The organism is Bacillus sp. FSL M8-0025, assembly GCF_037975475.1.
GTDB lineage: Bacteria > Bacillota > Bacilli > Bacillales > Bacillaceae > Bacillus > Bacillus subtilis.
Map to the genome: position 1 here is coordinate 2,905,675 of NZ_CP150258.1, position 16,643 is coordinate 2,922,317.

The following is a 16,643-nucleotide window of genomic DNA, read 5'->3' on the forward strand; positions in this document are numbered from 1 at the left end:
ATTAGCCGGAAAACATGCAGGGTAAACATAAAAATATGCTATCGCTTCATTCGCTTAACTGACTTTTTGATGCTTCCGTCCTCCTCCCATTGAAGAGCGCGATACTCGGCATCATGGTAAAAAATAAACCAAGCGTCTTTTTCTGCTGCGAACGCCTGCCATTTCTGCTTTTGCGGGATAGAGGTCATCGGATAATCATCGTAAGCCAGCACCCATAGCGGATTGCGGTGGGCATGTGTCGGCATCAGATCTGCCATATGTACGGCAGTTTCACCCGCATCTTCGCATATCAGGACACTGTGTCCGTCGCTATGGCCTCCGGTGTGATGCATTGTAATACCCTCTGTGATCGTTAAGGTGTCTTCAAAGGTTTTGACTTGGCCAGCTACAGCCTCCCAATTTTCTTTCCAATACGTATTTTTCGACCTGATATTCGGATGGCGCATTTCGTCCCATTCAACAGCTGATGTATAAATCACTGCATTCGGAAAGACAGAGACGAGCCGTTCACCTTCATATTCCGTTAAACCGCATGCATGATCAAAATGAAGGTGTGTCATTGCGATCACATCTATATCGGCAACCGTTAATCCGAGTGCAGCTAATGAGGGTTTCACATTCGACTCTTGTGTCACGCCATAGTTTCGTTTTTGTTTATCAGTCAGCTTGCCGTACCCAATTCCGGCGTCAACGATGATATTGAGCCCATCCTTTTGAATCAAAATAGGGTCTGTTCTTAGTTCAATCTGGTTTTTTTCATTGACTGGATATTTTTTAGACCAAAGCGGCTTTGGCACAACGCCGAACATGGCGCCTCCGTCCATATGCGTCACGCCTCCGTCAAGCCAGGTCAACGTGATGTTTCCAATTTTCATTGTTTCCATTTTCATCCCCCCTGTCATCATGGTAGCAAACGGCCCATAAAAAAAACAGACTCCTGTCAGAGTCTGTCTTTACGTTCTCCATTCAACCTCAGCCCGATAGATCGGCTGGCCGAGTGCAGAGAATTTTTCTTCATATTCTGTCATAATATTGCCTTCCAGATTGCTGTTATGCAAATCGAGACTGACGTATGTCAGCAGGAGGCCGTACTCAGAGAAGCTCTTCAAAGAGTACTCAAATAAACCTCGGTTGTCCGTTTTAAAATGAATCGATCCGCCTTTGCCCATTACTTCTTCATATTTTTTGAGGAAGTGGGAATATGTCAGGCGGCGTTTTTCATGCCGTTTCTTCGGCCAAGGATCAGAAAAGTTCAAGTAGACCCGTTTCACTTCCCCCGGCTCAAACACATCCGTCAGCGTGTCCGCATCTATATTCAGAAGCTTTACATTCTGCGCTTCGCTGTCTTTTACTTTTTGGACGGCTGTCACGATGACGCTTTTAAATAACTCAATACCAATATAATTGATGTCGGGATTTTGTTTGGCCATACCAGAAATAAATTGGCCTTTTCCTGTACCAACCTCGATATGGATCGGATTGTCGTTACCAAACACTGTGTTCCATTTCCCTTTATAATCAGCAGGATTGCTGATGGCAATATCTGCGTTTTCAGCCAAAAAGTCATCAGCCCAAGGCTTGTGGCGCATTCTCATATGATTGACACCTCTATCTATTATTTCGACTAACAACATACCATGAATTAAAAAGACCCGCAAGCTCGTTTTTCCAGTGTATCTCTCTTAAGGCCGAGCGCATAAAAAAAGAGGGTCCCGTCTGCTGGAACACTCCTTTCCCATGTATAAAAACGCTCTGTTTTGAACAATTTAACCCGTATGATACTGAAGGGATGTGTACCGTTATGGGTTTACATTATGAGCATCAAGTTCATTTATTGAAGGATATATTGACTGACCATCAATTGGACTGCTGCGGAACAGTCGCAGAGTACGAGCAGCTTGAGCGTGTGATTAAATCACTGATGGCAAACACCGAGCTTGATTCAAATTTCAAAAACGTGCTTGAAGATGTTTACCGCTACAGCCAATCAGGAATATCGTCCAAATCCATCGACTCACACATACAAGAGCATCAGAACAGCCTGTCTCAATGGGTAGAGCAAATGGATTCGTATTCCTGATTAATCAACAATTCGTTTCATGAGGATATGCAGCTCTTCCATTGCATCATGAAATTCCTTATCATTGCCTTTTGCTTTATGCCAGGCAATGAAAGTAATTGTTTCAGATAACACATACCAAGCCATTCGCAACCGAAGGCTTTCTGTCAGCTCTATGCCGTACATGCTCAGCCAGCTCTCCCAAGCTGGCTTTTCGACGTAGTGGTACAGCAAAGGCCCGAGGTCCATCGCCGGATCAGCGATCATGGCGCCGTCCCAGTCAATTAAATACAGCTGGTTGTCTTCAGACAATAGCCAGTTATTATGATTGACATCACAATGGCAAACGACTTTCTCACCGAAATGCACTTCATGCAGGTGTTCTTCCAAATACTTGATCCCTTCTTGAATCAGCGGCGAAGATTGCTGCACAGCAAATACAGCCTGCTTCAGCTGAGACAAAAGAGCCCCCGGGTTCAGCGGTTCTTTTCCAAGTCTCTTCAGCATGTCCAGCAAGGCTTTTGATGTGTGTATTTTACGAAGCAATTCAGCAACGGGCCGTCCGCTCATGTCTTTAGGCTTCAGCTCTCTGCCGGTCATCCAGTGCTGGGCCGTAATGACGTCCCCATTTTCCATCCGTTTTGTCCAAACCAGCTTCGGAACAATGCCTTCGGCGGATAAAACAGCTAAAAAAGGTGAGCTATTACGTTTTAAAAAAAGCTGCTGCCCGTTATGTTTCGCATAATATGCATCTCCTGTAGCTCCTCCGGCGGGGAAGATCTCCCAATCGCTACCTAGTAATTGTCCCAACCAGTTCATATCAATGTTCAACCCATCATTTCTTAAAATATTTTAGAATTAAGGCTAATCGTTTCTAGTCTATCCAGCGAATGCCTTTTTCGTACGAATCGTATAAAAATAAAAAAGACAGCTATTGAGAGTCTCATATGCTAATCAATAGCCGTCCTTTAAATTTTAGCGCTATAGCACAAACTTCGTCAAGCAAAACTCTTAAGATCTGATGCTAAATATAAGATAACCGTTCCGATGCCGTTTACTGCAACCGTTTTCTTGATTTCTGTTGGGTCTTCCTGAAATCCTGATGGATCACATAAAAGCCGATAAGGTATGTCGTTTGGCAGCCTCCACTCGACGGAGTCTGGACTCGCGTGATGGATAACAATGATATCTTTCCATTCGTCAACCTCGTCAAGATCATAAAGCCTGTATGCGATAAGGTGTTCTTTTAGCGTCAAGCATTCAAGATGGCGCTGGATGTCTGCAGCGGACCTAAGACGGAATGCAGGATGCGCTTTTCTCAGCGAGATCAGCCTGCGGATATAGTGAACATCTTCTTTGAATGTTTCACGGCGATCCCAGTCGAGCTGGTTGATGCTGTCACTGGATTGATAGCTGTTTTCCACTCCCTGCTTCGTCCGGAAAAATTCCTGGCCGCTGTGAATAAACGGCACCCCTTGGGCAAGCAAAATAATCGCGGCTGCAAGCCTTTGCCTGCTTCGCTTTCGGCTGTCATTTTCTTGAGGAAGCGCAAAGCTCATTTTATCCCAAAAGGTGTGATTGTCGTGTGATTCGACATAATTGATGGACTGGCTTGGTTCCGGAACAATCGGTGCTAATGCCTTCCATCCGGAAGACCCGGCAATTCCATGCATCACAGCTTGTGCTGATTCACTGCTGCCGAGCGCAAACCCTGCTGCCTTAAGGTGAAAGGTGTTCCCTTTTACAGCGTCACGAAACATATCATTAAAAAAACCGATGCCCGGCATTCTTGGCGCGTTCGCCAAAGCAGCTTTCTGTTCATGCGGCAGCGGTGTAGCCAGATCCCACCCTTCTCCAAAAAGCAGGATTCCGGGCTTTGCCTTAGTTGCTTTCTCTTTCATATAAAGCACGGTGTCAATATCTAAAATGCCGAGGAGATCAAATCGGAAGCCGTCAACATTGTATTCTTCAAGCCAATAGACCACGCAATCCGCAATGAATTTTCTCGCCATCCTTCTTTCTGATGCAATATCATTGCCAACGCCGGTGCCGTTTGATGGCATCCCACATTCGTCGTGCCGGAAAAAGTAACCGGGCACTGTCTTTTCAAAGGGGGAATTCTCCCTCTTATACACATGGTTAAAAACAACATCCAGAATGACTCGCAGACCGTGCTGATGCAGGGTATTGATCATTTGTTTCAGCTCTGTTTTTCTCGTTTGAGGATCATGAGGATTTGAGGCATAGCTTCCCTCCGGGGCAAAGAAATGAAGCGGGTTATATCCCCAATTGTATGCATCAAGCGGCTTCTCTTCATCAACTCCGGCAAAATCATTCACCGGCAGAAGCTCCACATGTGTAACACCAAGCTCTTTTACATACGCTAATCCCGAAGAACTGCCATTTGCGGTTTGTGTATCAGTTTCCGTCAGCGCTAAGTATTTTCCCTTGTTTATCATGCCGCTGTTTTCATGGATGGAGAAGTCGCGAAGGTGCGTCTCATAGATGACGGCATCCACAGGGTGTGAGAATGGTTTAAGAGGAGCAGTCCATTTCATTTGATCCGGGCGCAAGACGACGCCCTTCTCTCCATTTACAGTCACAGCCTTGGCATACGGGTCAACGGTTTCCATCCATTCTGAATTGTTGCAGATGCAAAACAAATACTCATATCCGTGAAGGTCACCTGTGACCGTAACGGCATAGACGCCTTTTTCCAACCGAGTCATTTGGAATGTGCGCCCGCTTTTATTGGGGTATGAAAGCTTGACAGCAGCTGAGGTTGCAGCAGGCGCCCATACTTTAAATACGGTATGATCCGCGGTATAAACGGCGCCCAGCTCTCCGTCATAATAAAATTCGTCATCAAACGCAGCCGTCCGGATGACCGCGCCAATTTGGAGATCCGTTTTGTGGCCGCTGGATGCTCTGACGCAATGGATTTTTCCAAATGTCACAGGATGGTCGGATACGCAGATGTACTTGTATTTTGCTTCAAGGGAGTATTCCTCCCTGACAGCCAGAGGAAAAACTGTTGTTTCTGTCTCAAGCCGAAACGGCGGTGTCATGATTTCCTTTTGTTCAGCAGGAATCAGAACAGTAATGATATTCATGTCATCGACATACGCTTCGAAGCTGCGGCGGATGCTGACCATCGGAAGCTCTCTCCTTCAAACACGTTTATGTTTTGATCCTTAGGGGTGAAGGACTAGAAGCCAGACGAAACGGGGTAGTGCCCATGATTTCTCCGTCAGCATGGAACGGGATTTTGTCCTTCGTGTAAAATGTAATGTCCTTCGCTTTAAACATCGTAACGCCATCCATCTTTGTATGTTTTCCAAATGCCATGAGACATAAAAGCCAATATTTTTTCAAAAACGGCTGGTTTTCAACGATTACGATATCAAATGTCTTCTCGCGCGGATTTGCTAGGGGCGCCGCCTTCATGCCTCCCCCGTAAAACGGATGGTTGGATACAACGGCAAACCAGACATCATGAAATTCGCGCGTCTCGTCTTCCGTCGTACAAGCTAACGTAAACGGCTTAAAGGTTGCCGAAGCGTGCAAATGAGAAAGCGGATACACCAGAAATCGAAGGCGGAGAAAAAGAAAAACCCGTCTCAACGGAAATTCCATCGCCTTTTTATTGACATATGCGTCAAACCCGATCCCGATATGATTCATAAAATAAAGAATCTGTGATTTATCCTGAAGGAAATTGACGCTCCCTAAATGAAAGGTTCTTGTTAACGGGCGCTTTACCTTCTTGATTTCCTGTATCAGATCGATTTTTTTAATTGAGAATCCTCGCGAAAAATCATTATATGCGCCCGCCGGCACAAAGCTCAGCTCAATATCGTCAACATCTTTCAGCCCGTTGACAACTTCATGCATGGTTCCGTCTCCGCCAATGACGATCAGGCGCTTCAGCTTATATTCCTGTATCGTTGAAATCTGTCTGGCGAGCACCTCGGCGTGTCCCGGATGTTCAGTTAAAAATGAACGGTGCTCAACCTTTCGTTTGATCAATTCTTTTTGAATGGACTTCCAAACACGCAGGCCGTTTCGATGTCCTGCTGTCGGATTAATAATAAAAAACCAATGGCTCATCTTTCTCACCTGCTTATGTTATGAGAAAACCGCTCAAATCGTTCTCTTTTACTCCAGCCACTCCTGTCTGCGATAGGAGTCAGACATGCAGTAAGACAATAGAGCCTTTGCAGCCTTTACCTGATGATGTTTGATCGGAGCAGTATTTTTCTTCTGCCGCTCAATCCATTCTTCCGCGCTCCGCTTATCCGCTATTTCTAAGCCGTATGGCGGCTCCGGGTAATCGATGTACGACGTTCTGCTCAGAAGCAATTTTCGAACCGGAATCTCAGCCTGTTTTTCCTTTACGATCTTTGACACAACCGAGTCCGTACGAAACAGGCTAAGCCCTGGATTTAACACTGATGCAGTCTGAGAGGCTGTTTTCTTGTCCCAAAAACGATTTTTAGACCCTATGTAGACACTGTCTTCCTCAGCCTCTAAAAAAGAAACGCAATAAATTTCCAGAGGAGAAATAATCACAATGCTTAATTCAACCGCCGCCTGCTGAATTTTCAGCACAGGCTTATACATAATAAAATAAGAATCAGGCAGCTGCTGGGTCAGATAACGCAAAATGCGGTCCTGCTTCACTTGGTTTGAGAGTTGAGATATTTCTGAAAGAGTAGAGCTTGCCCATTTGAGCTGAAAATCATATAAATGCCTTTTATAAAAAGAAGCAAGCGCCACCCTGCTCTTCGGGAGCCTTACATGAATATCTTCTTCGTCCTCAAACCGTTGGTGTCTCTCTTCTTGTATATCGGCTTTTATCTCTTCTTTTCTTCTTTTCAATGAAAATTTTTTTCGTTTCTGCACCGGTTCCGGTTCTTCAGCACTGGCTTGCCTTTCTTCATGCTGGCGCTCCGCTGCTTCTACTAGTGAAAGCCAGCGCTCTTTTTTCAAACGTACAAACTGGTTGATATAATGGTACGGATCAAGCTCATATCTCGATATATAATCATGAATTTTGATGATTTGTGCCATGTTTGTTTCTCCACTCCGCAATGAATTAAGATAATTGAAATTTGAATATTTCCTCGTATTTTGGTGATTGGTTCAAGTGTATTTGAAAGAGCGAAAATCGTTCAGCCATCATCGAAACCTCGCCGCTTTCAAACGGAACATGAGCTGGAAATCCATCTTCGCCTGTCCATTTTCTTGCCAGCGTCATATGAGGATGATACGGTCTTTTTTCCACTTGAAAGCCGGCCTGAAGTACAGCCTGTTTCGTATGTTCCCGCAGTCTATCAAGCGTTTTGTTTTTCTTTGGCTCCAGATGTAAAACGCGCGGCTTTCTGCGGTCGCCGAATACATCTATCTTGCCAAACTTAATTGAAAATGGATCAATTTCTGAAGCAATCTCTGCTAGCGAACCTTCAAGCTTCTTTATTTGTGTCTCATCCGCCGCTCCGAGAAAAATTAACGTGATATGATAGTCAAGCGGGTGCACCCATTTTTGAAACGTCAATATCGGTTCGTTTTTCGCAGCCTGGTAGATCGGATTTGCAATTCCCTCAGGTATGGGAACGCCGATGAAATAATGAGGCCGTATATCTGGCATCCGTCTGACACTCCCTTCTTTGACAGCTATTATTTTATCAATAAAGAGGCTGTGCGGATAGAGGAACAGTGTATGAAAACACTCTCGCACAAACGTTTATTATGTTAGGATATTATATGACACTTGTTTTATTCAGAAAGGAATGACAATGTTGAAAATCGTTGCAAACACAGCTGATCTGATAGGAGATACACCGCTAGTGAGATTGAATCGGCTTCAGCCGGAAAATGCGGCACAAGTCTATTTAAAGCTTGAATTTTTCAATCCGAGCGGCAGTGTGAAAGACAGAGCCGCTTATCAAATGATCATAGAAGCTGAACAAAACGGTTTACTCAAGCCGGGATCAGTTATTATAGAGCCGACAAGCGGAAATACCGGCATCGGGCTCGCCATGAATGCGGCAGCACGCGGATATAAAGCAATCTTAGTGATGCCTGATACGATGACGAAGGAACGGATCAACCTGCTTAAAGCTTACGGCGCAGAGGTTGTATTAACTCCCGGAGAGGAAAGAATGCCGGGCAGCATCAAAAAAGCGAAGGAGCTTGCCGAACAAATTCCGAACAGCTATATTCCAATGCAGTTCGATAACACTGCCAATCCTGATGCGCACCGGAAAACAACAGCGCCTGAAATCGCCCGGGCAATAGAGGAAATCGGAAAACCGCTCGGCGCTTTTGTCGCCTCCTCTGGAACGGGCGGAACCATTACCGGAACAGGTGAGGCGCTCAAAGAGCTTTTTCCGGATATCACGGTTCATGTTGTTGAGCCAGCGGGTTCGCCTGTATTATCCGGCGGAAAACCTGGCGCGCATAAACTTGTAGGAACGAGCCCAGGCTTTATACCGCCGATTTTAAATGAGGACGTTTATGATGAAATTATCAAAATCTCTGATGAAGACGCGTATACGACGACAAGACGGCTTGCTGCTGAAGAAGGAATTCTTGTCGGTCCTTCATCAGGCGCTGCCTGCTTCGCGGCAATCGAAACAGCGAAACGCCTCTCTCCTGACAAAGTTGTGGTCTGCATGACAGCTGATACAGGAGAACGGTACTTATCAACTGATTTATGGTCATTTATTTAAAAAAAGGACTGGCTTCAGCAGAAGCCGGTCCTTTTATTTTGCAAGCTCGTAAATGGCCTGAGCATATAACGCTGTCGATCTCAGCAGGTCATCAATTTCGATATATTCATCCTTTTGGTGTGCGCTGTCAGGGCGTCCGGGGAACAGCGGGCCGAACGCGACACCGGCTTTTAAGGATCTCGCATATGTCCCCCCGCCGATTGAGATTAAGTCAGCTTTTTTACCCAGCTGGCCTTCATAAACCTTTTGCAGGGTTTTGACTAACGGATGATCTGCGGACACGTGATGCGGCTTGCTGTCTTTGAATTCTCCCAGATCAAATTCAGATGCACTTTCGAATGCATCGCGAATCGCTTTGCTTTCTGCTGTCACAGGATAGCGGATATTGATCCCGAGCTCGCCTCCCTGCCCTTCTTTATAGCGCAGTGTTCCGACATTTAATGTCAGCTCACCGCTGATTTCATCCTCACAGTCGATGTCCAGTTTTTTTCCTCTTGTATCACCTGAGAACTTATCTGTCACAACTTGCACAAACCGCTTTCCTGCATCGTCAAGCTCAGTCTGCTGGAGAAATTCGCACAATAAAATACCGGCATTGATCCCATTGTTCGGTTCCATCGCATGGCAGGAAAGACCGTACATACGCAAAATGAGCTGTCCGTTCTCTATTGCAGCTTCCCCTTTTTGGTCCGTCGTGCGGAGCATGTCTTTAAATGAAGATAGAATCTCTTCATTTTTCGGCCCTTCAATGACAGCTTCCGCAGCGTCGGGCACCATGTTTAAGCGAAGGCCTGATTGAAACGAGACAAGCACTGCCTTTGGTTCTGCTTGATTTGGGCGGTGCGGAATAAGTAAAGAAGCATCGATGATCCCTTTTTCCGCATTAATGATTGGAAAATCGGCGTCAGGCGCAAAGCCCATTGTTGGCATTTCTTCATGCTTGAAATAATGCTCTACGCATCTCCAATCGCTTTCTTCATCTGTTCCGATAATCATTCTGACTCGCTTGGACAGGGGCAAATTCATGTCTTTCACGATTTTCAGCGCGTAGAATGCCGCCATTGTCGGGCCTTTGTCATCAATGGCGCCCCTTGCATAAATCCGTCCGTTGCGGATTTCAGCTGAAAATGGATCACTCGTCCACCCATCTCCCGGCGGCACGACGTCAACATGGCAAAGTACGCCGATAATGTCATCGCCCTCCCCCCATTCAATATGACCTGCGAAGCCGTCAAGATTTTTTGTTGTAAAGCCTTCTTTTTCTCCAAGCTCCAGCAATGAAGTCAGGCTGGCATTTACCCCTTCTCCAAACGGTTTACCGGGTCCAGCGGTTGTTTCGTCCATGACACTGTTGATTCTCAAAAATTCCTGCGTATCACGAATTAAATCCTCTTTTTTTCTGATCACTTCAACTTCCCAGTTCATAATGATCCCCTTTCCGCAAGAAATGACTTGCAAAAACCAAATAAAACGAATAATATTAATGGTGTTTTGTTAAAACGTTCGTAATTGGAGGATACTATGTTTCATCTAAAAGAGCAGCAAACATCCATAAAGCAAGAAATCATAGCAGGGCTGACGACCTTTTTCACAATGGTCTATATCGTCGTGGTCAATCCGGTCATTCTGGCTAACGCCGGGGTTCCTTTCGACCAGGTGTTCACCGCAACGATTATTGCCTCCATTGTCGGAACGCTGTGGATGGCCCTGGCAGCAAATTATCCGATTGCTATTGCGCCCGGCATGGGCTTGAACGCTTATTTAGCCTTTCATGTCGTAAGCGCAAGCGATGGCGGCATCACGTACGCAACAGCTTTCAGCGCAGTATTTACAGCAGGGGTTCTCTTCATTATTCTATCGTTAACGCCTTTAAGAAAACAACTTATAGAAGCGATTCCAAACAATTTAAAATACGGGATCACAACAGGGATCGGGCTGTTTATTGCTTTTATCGGTTTGCGTCAAGCGGGCATTGTGGCAGCTGATGAGTCAAACCTGGTCACTCTCGGCAATCTGCATTCACCTGGTGTTATTTTAACGCTGGTCGGCCTTTTGATCAGCGTGGTCCTGATGGTGCTGAATGTAAGCGGCGCTTTATTTATCGGAATGGCAGCTACCGCTTTGATCGCCTTTTTCACCGGTCAGCTCCATTTTCCAAAGGGATTTATGTCGCTTCCTCATTTGCCGGAAGGATTGATGATCTCAAATCCATTTACCGCTTTTGGCGATGTCATTCATCACGGCCTGTACGCTGTCGTCTTTTCTTTTCTATTAGTCACCATTTTTGATACGACAGGCACGATGATCGGAGTTGCCGAGCAAGCCGGGCTGATGAAAAACAACAAGCTGCCAAACGTGCGAAAAGCGCTGCTTGCTGATTCAACCGCGACAACAGTAGGAGCTGTTTTCGGCACAAGTCCAACGACTGCATTTATCGAGTCTTCCGCCGGTGTCGCAGCCGGAGGAAGAACGGGGCTTACGGCTTTGACTGTCGCGGTGATGTTTGCGGCTTCAATGTTTTTCAGTCCGCTTGTCAGCGCCTTGTCCGGTATAGCCGCCATCACCTCGCCTGCTTTGATTATCGTCGGCAGCCTGATGATGGGTTCAGTTTCCAATATGAACTGGAAAGAGATGGACGAGGCATTTCCAGCGTTTCTCGTCATTCTGGCCATGCCTTTGACATCCAGCATTTCTACAGGAATTGCGCTTGGCTTTATTTCATATCCGATCGTAAAAGCGGCGCGGGGAAAATGGAGAGAGATTCATCCGCTCGTCATCGTTTTCGCCATTCTGTTTTTCATCCAGCTGTTTATTTTATAACATAGACCAAAAAACCCAAACGTCGCCGTTTGGGTTTTTTATGTAAACAATAAAGAGACAGCGGCCGCTAAAAAACAACAGGCGGCAAACGCATAGTGCAGGATGTTGATACAGCTTTTTCTGGCCCGATAATATTCATCACTTTCCTTATCGGTGCCAATTAAAAAAGGGGCATCCATGACCTTGTCAAAAATAAGCGTCAGGATATAACGGCAAACCCCTGTGTATACCAGCAGCGCAATCACCTTCAGCCAAATTGGGGAAACAAATATGAGAACGGTGAAAGCTGACAGTAGCATGTACATCTGCCTCGCATACTCGCCATTCCTCAGCATGACTTTAAAAAACAATTCCTTATAGCCTGTGCAGATCGTTCGTCTTTTAAATATCCTTTTTGAATTTCTGTATAATAACGGTTTTCTTCTCATCCTGTCTTTTACTTTTGGCATTCCCGCCTCCTGACTCATCATCATCACAAGTCCTGCAAGGGCAAGCCTGCTTTTTTTCTCTTCAGTCACCTCAGCTTCAAAAGCCGTGAACGAAGCCGTCTTTTTCAAACTGCGGATAACTGAGAAAAGCAAAAATAAAATGCCAAAAAGCGCAAGCAAGTGCCACTGAGTCAAAACAATCAGGATAGCAGAACCAGCAAAAAATATAGCTCTGACAAAAATATCGCCAATCCATCTCGAAATGGAGCGCGGCTTTCTGATCCTGTCTTGCTTTAAGGATAAAAAGAATATATGAAGGCCAAACAAATAACACAATAGAGCAGTGCTTTCTGCGAATGTGATGTGAACAGAATGACTGATCAAGGGAAGGACAATGAAAAAGAGAAGCAGCCATTTAGCCATCGTGACGAGAAAAGAATACAAAAGCGCGTACCGTTTGAGCTGATAGATGATTTCCTTCTTTTGCAGCAAAAACACTTTGTCCGCTTCCATTAAAAATGTACGAATCGAGCCTGTAAACATGATCAGCCCACACACAGCGTACAGCCATCTCCACTCCGCCACTTCAGACCACTCATAAAGAAGACCTCTTCCATTCATCAAATCAATATACTGATAGATGACAAAAGCAATCGCCGGCAAAACAATATAGAGAGCGACTGTCCAGTCAATGACCGCATGCAACACTTTAAACTGATACTTGTAATAGTCAAACAGCCTTCGAAAAAAGAGCGTACGCCCGTTCATGGCCGATCACCTTGAACTGCCTTATAAAAACAGTCAAGCAATGACTGCCCCTCTAATCCGGTCTTGTCCTGAATATCTTTTAACGTGCCTTGGAGAAATAATGAACCTTTCTCAATCATATAAAACCGGTCACAGATTTTTTCCGCGGTATCGAGTACATGCGTGCACATAAGAATTCCGGCTCCACGTTCTTTTTCAGCCTTAAGCATGTCCACAAAGCGTTTCGTCGATATCGGATCAAGGCCGATAAACGGTTCATCAATCACATACATATCCGGCTTAGAGAGAAAGGCCTGGATAAGCATTAGTTTTTGCTGCATGCCCTTCGAAAAGGTGACAGGCAGCTCATGTTTGACATGATCAAGCGAAAACGTCTGCAGCAGGCTTTGGGCCCGATGCGCAAATTCTCTCTCTTCAATGCCGTGGAGTGTGCTGATCAGATCCAAATGCTCCCACAGCGTCAGTTCTTCGTAAAAGGACGGATGCTCCGGAATATATGCAAATGAACAGTCGTTCCAGGCAATATGCCCTTTAAAATCTTCTGAAAGGCCGAGTATCGCCTTGATTGCGGTGCTTTTTCCGGCGCCGTTAGCTCCGATCAGTCCAACTAGTTCCCCTTTTCTGACTTCCAGAAAAACATCGGTGAGCACTTTTTTTCGGCTTGTATACCCGGCCTGTTCTATTGAAGCTTCAAGCAAATTTGTCAAAACTCACCCACCTCCAAAATTTACTACGAAACAGAATAAAAAAAGTTTCTTTAACCATAATAATATTGAGCCGAAATACATAGTAATCCAACAAGGATGGCTGCCCAACGCGAATTGGAAAAAATTAATAGGAGTTATCCCTAGATTCATCACTGCAATATCGTGTATAATGAGGGCGAATTATTTTAACAATTACAGATGTCTGCCTTTGTTGCTATTTCGTACGCAGTTGATAGTCGTGAGTTGTGGTTAGTCAAGTCCATCCGATCTTATGATAGGGAGTGGTTTTTTGAAACCTTCAACAAACCGTATGCTAACTCGAATCAAATCAGTTTACATGTTTATCCAAGAAAAAGGTCTTGTGACAACACAGGAACTGGTTGACGAATTCGGCATTACACCTAGAACGATTCAAAGAGACTTAAATGTGTTGGCATATAATGATCTTGTTCATAGTCCAAGCCGTGGCAAGTGGGAGACAACGAGAAAGAAAGTAAAGATTACCTCATAAATTGAAAAATTACATAGGGCCGCCTGAGAGCGGCCCGATAGATAATAGGGCGAAGAAACTGCTGAGCCTTGTTTTTGTGTGCTTATAAATAAAACCCCGCATTCGGTATGCGGGGTTTTTGTCATGCTTGCGGCTCATTGAGCAAATGAAGCTCTTCCTCTGTCAGCTCACGGTATTCTCCGGGTGCCAGAGCGGGATCTAGGGAAACGCGTCCCATCGAAAGCCGCTTCAGGTAAACCACTTCATTGCCGACTGCCTTTGCCATTTGCTTGACCTGATGGTATTTTCCTTCTGTAATTGTCAGATATATCACGGTATTGCCACTGTCGTTTGTTTTGATTTCCGCTTTTGCCGGCTTTGTTTTATAGCCGCCCTCTATGTAGACACCCGTTTCCAAATCGGAGATGTCTTCCCGAGAAATCTGTGATTTTAAATGGACTTCATACGTTTTTGGAACATGCTTTTTAGGAGAAAGGAGCCGATGTGCGAGCTGCCCGTCATTTGTGAGCAGCAAAAAGCCCTCTGTATCTTTATCAAGCCTGCCGGCTGGAAATGGCTCAAATCTCATCTCCTCCGGCGTCAGCAGATCGACCACTGTTTGCTGCCGGCTGTCCTCAGTCGCCGACAGCACGCCCTGCGGTTTATTCATCATAAGATAAATGAACTCTCGATAATCAACCGGTTCCCCGTATACGGTCACCTCCTGCGTATCAGGATCAACGTGCGCCTTTACATCTTTGGCAGGTTTGCCGTCGATCATCACGGCTCCAGCCTTCACAACGGCTTTGACTTCTTTTCTGGAACCATACCCGCTGTTGGCAAGCAGCTTATCAAGTCTCATTCCCAATCTCTCCTTTATAAAAGAAAGCCCGCAGCATGCGAGCCCTCAGTTTCATCATATCTAGTTCATCAGCCTGCATGTCTGCCTTTCCTTAAGAAACCTGGCAAACGGCGGCCTAAAATTTTCTGCAAAAATCCTAATCGGTAGCCGCAATACAGGTAGACTGCTCCGCCAACAGCGGCTGCGATCACCACAACAATCGCAGCTTGCAGCTGGCCATCCTGATAGGAAATAAAGAAGCCTAATACCCACTGCACGATTTTCACGGCAATACCCATAATGGCTGATAAGACCAGCATCAAAACAGTTCGTTTAACAAGTATCTTATACGAATAGCCTGCATGGCGCTTAATCATGATAAACCCATATAAAAGGGAAGCGATATATCCAAGCGCCGTCGCTAAAATCGCTCCGTCAGCCTGCATCAGCTTGATCAGCGGAACATTCAGCACAAGCTTGATCACGACGCCGATCACAAGGCTGACAACTGCAAATTTTTGCTTATTGATGCCCTGCAGAATGGCTGCGTTGACTGTAAACAAAGAGAACAGAATTGCGACTGGCGAATACCATAGCAAAATGTTTGCCCCCAGTTCAGGGTGAAGGCTCTCTGACCCGTAAAAGAACGTATACGTCGGTCCTGACAATAGAGAGATCCCAACAACAGCCGGAATAATTAAAAACAGGATCGTCTGCATCGTTTGATTAATCTGCTGATTTAACAGCTTATAGTTTCCGCTTGTAAACGATTCAGTAATCGTTGGAATTAATGTCAGTCCGAAAGCAGTTGCTAGGGAAACCGGGATCATCACGAGCTTCTGAACATACAGGGTTAGAATCGCAAGCATGTCTTGGCTGATGGCTTGATGACCGGCTTCAATCATCGCTTTGTTAAACGTATTTGTATCAATATAGTTATACAAAGGGATGGCTAGTCCGACAAAAACGTACGGAGCAGCATAGCTGAACAGCTCGAAAAACATTTTTTTGTAGCTTAGGTTTGCTGTCGGACCCGTATTCGGCATCATCGCCAGCAGGCTGCCCTTCCGTTTGTTCCAATAAATATAAAGCACGACCAGCCCTCCGAAGGCACCGATCAGCGCTGCGAAGGTTGCATAGCCCACAGCGATGACAAGGCCGCCGTTGAAAACCTTCAAAATCAAGAATGTCGCACTCAATAGAAAGATGATGCGGACAATCTGTTCAACGACTTGGGAAACAGCTGTCGGACCCATCATTTGGTGCCCTTGAAAGAATCCGCGAACAAGGCTCATAATCGGTACGACCAAAAGCGCTAAGCTGACCATGCGGATGACATAAACGACATGATCAATTGTCAAGCCGTTATTATCCTTGCCTCCCAGCGATATTTCCGCAAACATCGGAGCCGATAGATACAGAATGAAAAAGGCTATCATTCCTGTGACGAGCATAACCGACATGCCCGCCTTGAGCATTTTCCTGCTTGTCTCATAATCCCCTTTTGAATTATATTTGGAAACAAATTTAGAAACAGCGGCCGGAAAGCCCATCGTAGCAATATTCAAAAATAAAGTGTATTGGTTGTATCCGTATTGAAATAATGCACCGCCTGTCGCCCCGACCATAATGCTGAAGGGAATTAAATAGACCATCCCCAGAATCCGCGATATATATGTACCGAGCGTTAATACAAACGTGCCTCTTAACAGTTTGCTTGACATGTTTCTTCATCACCATTTTCTACGAAGATTCAACTTTTCTATTTTACCACAACTGGGCATTTAGACGGTAAT

The 16,643-nt window shown here is 45.4% G+C and carries 16 protein-coding genes; 4 read left to right on the forward strand and 12 right to left on the reverse strand.

Features of this window, described 5'->3' with window-relative positions; translation table 11 throughout:
- Positions 1–38 precede the first annotated feature (38 nt).
- Both MKX38_RS15080 and trmB read right to left on the reverse strand, forming a co-directional pair.
- On the reverse strand, positions 39–884 hold the full coding sequence (locus MKX38_RS15080; protein ID WP_038427838.1) for an MBL fold metallo-hydrolase: 846 nt from the start codon (positions 882–884) through the stop codon (positions 39–41).
- Between the two features lie 69 nt (positions 885–953).
- Positions 954–1,595, reverse strand: a complete 642-nt coding sequence (trmB, locus tag MKX38_RS15085; RefSeq protein WP_004398646.1) for a tRNA (guanosine(46)-N7)-methyltransferase TrmB — start codon at positions 1,593–1,595, stop codon at positions 954–956.
- 206 nt (positions 1,596–1,801) lie between these two features.
- Here trmB and MKX38_RS15090 point away from each other — a divergent pair, with 206 nt between their 5' ends.
- Positions 1,802–2,080, forward strand: a complete 279-nt coding sequence (locus MKX38_RS15090; RefSeq protein WP_003237926.1) for a YtzH-like family protein — start codon at positions 1,802–1,804, stop codon at positions 2,078–2,080.
- Here the strand turns inward: MKX38_RS15090 and MKX38_RS15095 are convergent, their stop codons facing one another.
- The 5 genes from MKX38_RS15095 to thpR form a co-directional block, all read right to left on the reverse strand.
- Complete coding sequence (locus MKX38_RS15095; protein WP_009967993.1) at positions 2,081–2,878, reverse strand: phosphotransferase family protein; 798 nt, start codon at positions 2,876–2,878, stop codon at positions 2,081–2,083.
- A 179-nt stretch (positions 2,879–3,057) separates the two neighbouring features.
- On the reverse strand, positions 3,058–5,214 hold the full coding sequence (gene pulA, locus MKX38_RS15100) for a type I pullulanase (RefSeq protein ID WP_339187604.1): 2,157 nt from the start codon (positions 5,212–5,214) through the stop codon (positions 3,058–3,060).
- A gap of 25 nt (positions 5,215–5,239) precedes the next feature.
- The gene (locus MKX38_RS15105; RefSeq protein ID WP_003229243.1) at positions 5,240–6,169 is read right to left on the reverse strand and encodes a diacylglycerol kinase family lipid kinase; all 930 of its coding nucleotides are present in this window, start codon (positions 6,167–6,169) and stop codon (positions 5,240–5,242) included.
- Positions 6,170–6,217: 48 nt separating this feature from the next.
- On the reverse strand, positions 6,218–7,132 hold the full coding sequence (locus tag MKX38_RS15110; RefSeq protein WP_339187606.1) for a hypothetical protein: 915 nt from the start codon (positions 7,130–7,132) through the stop codon (positions 6,218–6,220).
- Positions 7,133–7,157: 25 nt separating this feature from the next.
- Positions 7,158–7,709 (reverse strand): RNA 2',3'-cyclic phosphodiesterase, encoded by a 552-nt coding sequence (gene thpR / locus MKX38_RS15115; protein WP_003229239.1) that lies wholly within the window; start codon positions 7,707–7,709, stop codon positions 7,158–7,160.
- Between the two features lie 148 nt (positions 7,710–7,857).
- On the opposite strand from thpR, the gene cysK reads away from it, so the two are divergent.
- Positions 7,858–8,793, forward strand: coding sequence for a cysteine synthase A (gene cysK, locus MKX38_RS15120; RefSeq protein WP_003229237.1), 936 nt, complete (start codon positions 7,858–7,860; stop codon positions 8,791–8,793).
- A gap of 33 nt (positions 8,794–8,826) precedes the next feature.
- Here the strand turns inward: cysK and pepV are convergent, their stop codons facing one another.
- The gene (gene pepV / locus MKX38_RS15125; protein ID WP_029318264.1) at positions 8,827–10,218 is read right to left on the reverse strand and encodes a dipeptidase PepV; all 1,392 of its coding nucleotides are present in this window, start codon (positions 10,216–10,218) and stop codon (positions 8,827–8,829) included.
- 96 nt (positions 10,219–10,314) lie between these two features.
- On the opposite strand from pepV, the gene pbuO reads away from it, so the two are divergent.
- A complete protein-coding gene (pbuO, locus tag MKX38_RS15130; protein ID WP_014480583.1) occupies positions 10,315–11,613 on the forward strand; it encodes a hypoxanthine/guanine permease PbuO in 1,299 nt (432 codons plus the stop codon).
- 38 nt (positions 11,614–11,651) lie between these two features.
- On the opposite strand, the gene MKX38_RS15135 is transcribed toward pbuO, so the two are convergent.
- Positions 11,652–12,809: an ABC transporter permease gene (locus MKX38_RS15135; protein ID WP_032722356.1), complete on the reverse strand. Its 1,158-nt coding sequence runs from the start codon at positions 12,807–12,809 to the stop codon at positions 11,652–11,654.
- Positions 12,806–13,516 (reverse strand): ABC transporter ATP-binding protein, encoded by a 711-nt coding sequence (locus MKX38_RS15140; protein WP_015714539.1) that lies wholly within the window; start codon positions 13,514–13,516, stop codon positions 12,806–12,808. The genes MKX38_RS15135 and MKX38_RS15140 overlap by 4 nt, the downstream gene beginning before the upstream one ends.
- A 289-nt stretch (positions 13,517–13,805) precedes the next feature.
- Between MKX38_RS15140 and MKX38_RS15145 the strand changes: the two genes are divergently transcribed.
- On the forward strand, positions 13,806–14,027 hold the full coding sequence (locus MKX38_RS15145) for a DeoR family transcriptional regulator (RefSeq protein ID WP_003152337.1): 222 nt from the start codon (positions 13,806–13,808) through the stop codon (positions 14,025–14,027).
- Positions 14,028–14,148: 121 nt separating this feature from the next.
- Here the strand turns inward: MKX38_RS15145 and MKX38_RS15150 are convergent, their stop codons facing one another.
- Together MKX38_RS15150 and murJ are read right to left on the reverse strand one after the other, a co-directional pair.
- A complete protein-coding gene (locus tag MKX38_RS15150; RefSeq protein ID WP_017695479.1) occupies positions 14,149–14,868 on the reverse strand; it encodes a pseudouridine synthase in 720 nt (239 codons plus the stop codon).
- A gap of 68 nt (positions 14,869–14,936) precedes the next feature.
- Positions 14,937–16,571: a lipid II flippase MurJ gene (murJ, locus tag MKX38_RS15155; RefSeq protein ID WP_014480588.1), complete on the reverse strand. Its 1,635-nt coding sequence runs from the start codon at positions 16,569–16,571 to the stop codon at positions 14,937–14,939.
- Positions 16,572–16,643 lie beyond the last annotated feature (72 nt).

What these genes read in the sequence shown, in the direction of transcription:
- MKX38_RS15080 (WP_038427838.1), bottom strand. Translation starts at nt 884, where the DNA reads ATGGAAACAATGAAAATTGGAAACATCACGTTGACCTGGCTTGACGGA.
- trmB (WP_004398646.1), bottom strand. Translation starts at nt 1,595, where the DNA reads ATGAGAATGCGCCACAAGCCTTGGGCTGATGACTTTTTGGCTGAAAAC.
- MKX38_RS15090 (WP_003237926.1), top strand. Translation starts at nt 1,802, where the DNA reads ATGGGTTTACATTATGAGCATCAAGTTCATTTATTGAAGGATATATTG.
- MKX38_RS15095 (WP_009967993.1), bottom strand. Translation starts at nt 2,878, where the DNA reads ATGAACTGGTTGGGACAATTACTAGGTAGCGATTGGGAGATCTTCCCC.
- pulA (WP_339187604.1), bottom strand. Translation starts at nt 5,214, where the DNA reads ATGGTCAGCATCCGCCGCAGCTTCGAAGCGTATGTCGATGACATGAAT.
- MKX38_RS15105 (WP_003229243.1), bottom strand. Translation starts at nt 6,169, where the DNA reads ATGAGCCATTGGTTTTTTATTATTAATCCGACAGCAGGACATCGAAAC.
- MKX38_RS15110 (WP_339187606.1), bottom strand. Translation starts at nt 7,132, where the DNA reads ATGGCACAAATCATCAAAATTCATGATTATATATCGAGATATGAGCTT.
- thpR (WP_003229239.1), bottom strand. Translation starts at nt 7,709, where the DNA reads ATGCCAGATATACGGCCTCATTATTTCATCGGCGTTCCCATACCTGAG.
- cysK (WP_003229237.1), top strand. Translation starts at nt 7,858, where the DNA reads ATGTTGAAAATCGTTGCAAACACAGCTGATCTGATAGGAGATACACCG.
- pepV (WP_029318264.1), bottom strand. Translation starts at nt 10,218, where the DNA reads ATGAACTGGGAAGTTGAAGTGATCAGAAAAAAAGAGGATTTAATTCGT.
- pbuO (WP_014480583.1), top strand. Translation starts at nt 10,315, where the DNA reads ATGTTTCATCTAAAAGAGCAGCAAACATCCATAAAGCAAGAAATCATA.
- MKX38_RS15135 (WP_032722356.1), bottom strand. Translation starts at nt 12,809, where the DNA reads ATGAACGGGCGTACGCTCTTTTTTCGAAGGCTGTTTGACTATTACAAG.
- MKX38_RS15150 (WP_017695479.1), bottom strand. Translation starts at nt 14,868, where the DNA reads ATGAGACTTGATAAGCTGCTTGCCAACAGCGGGTATGGTTCCAGAAAA.
- murJ (WP_014480588.1), bottom strand. Translation starts at nt 16,571, where the DNA reads ATGTCAAGCAAACTGTTAAGAGGCACGTTTGTATTAACGCTCGGTACA.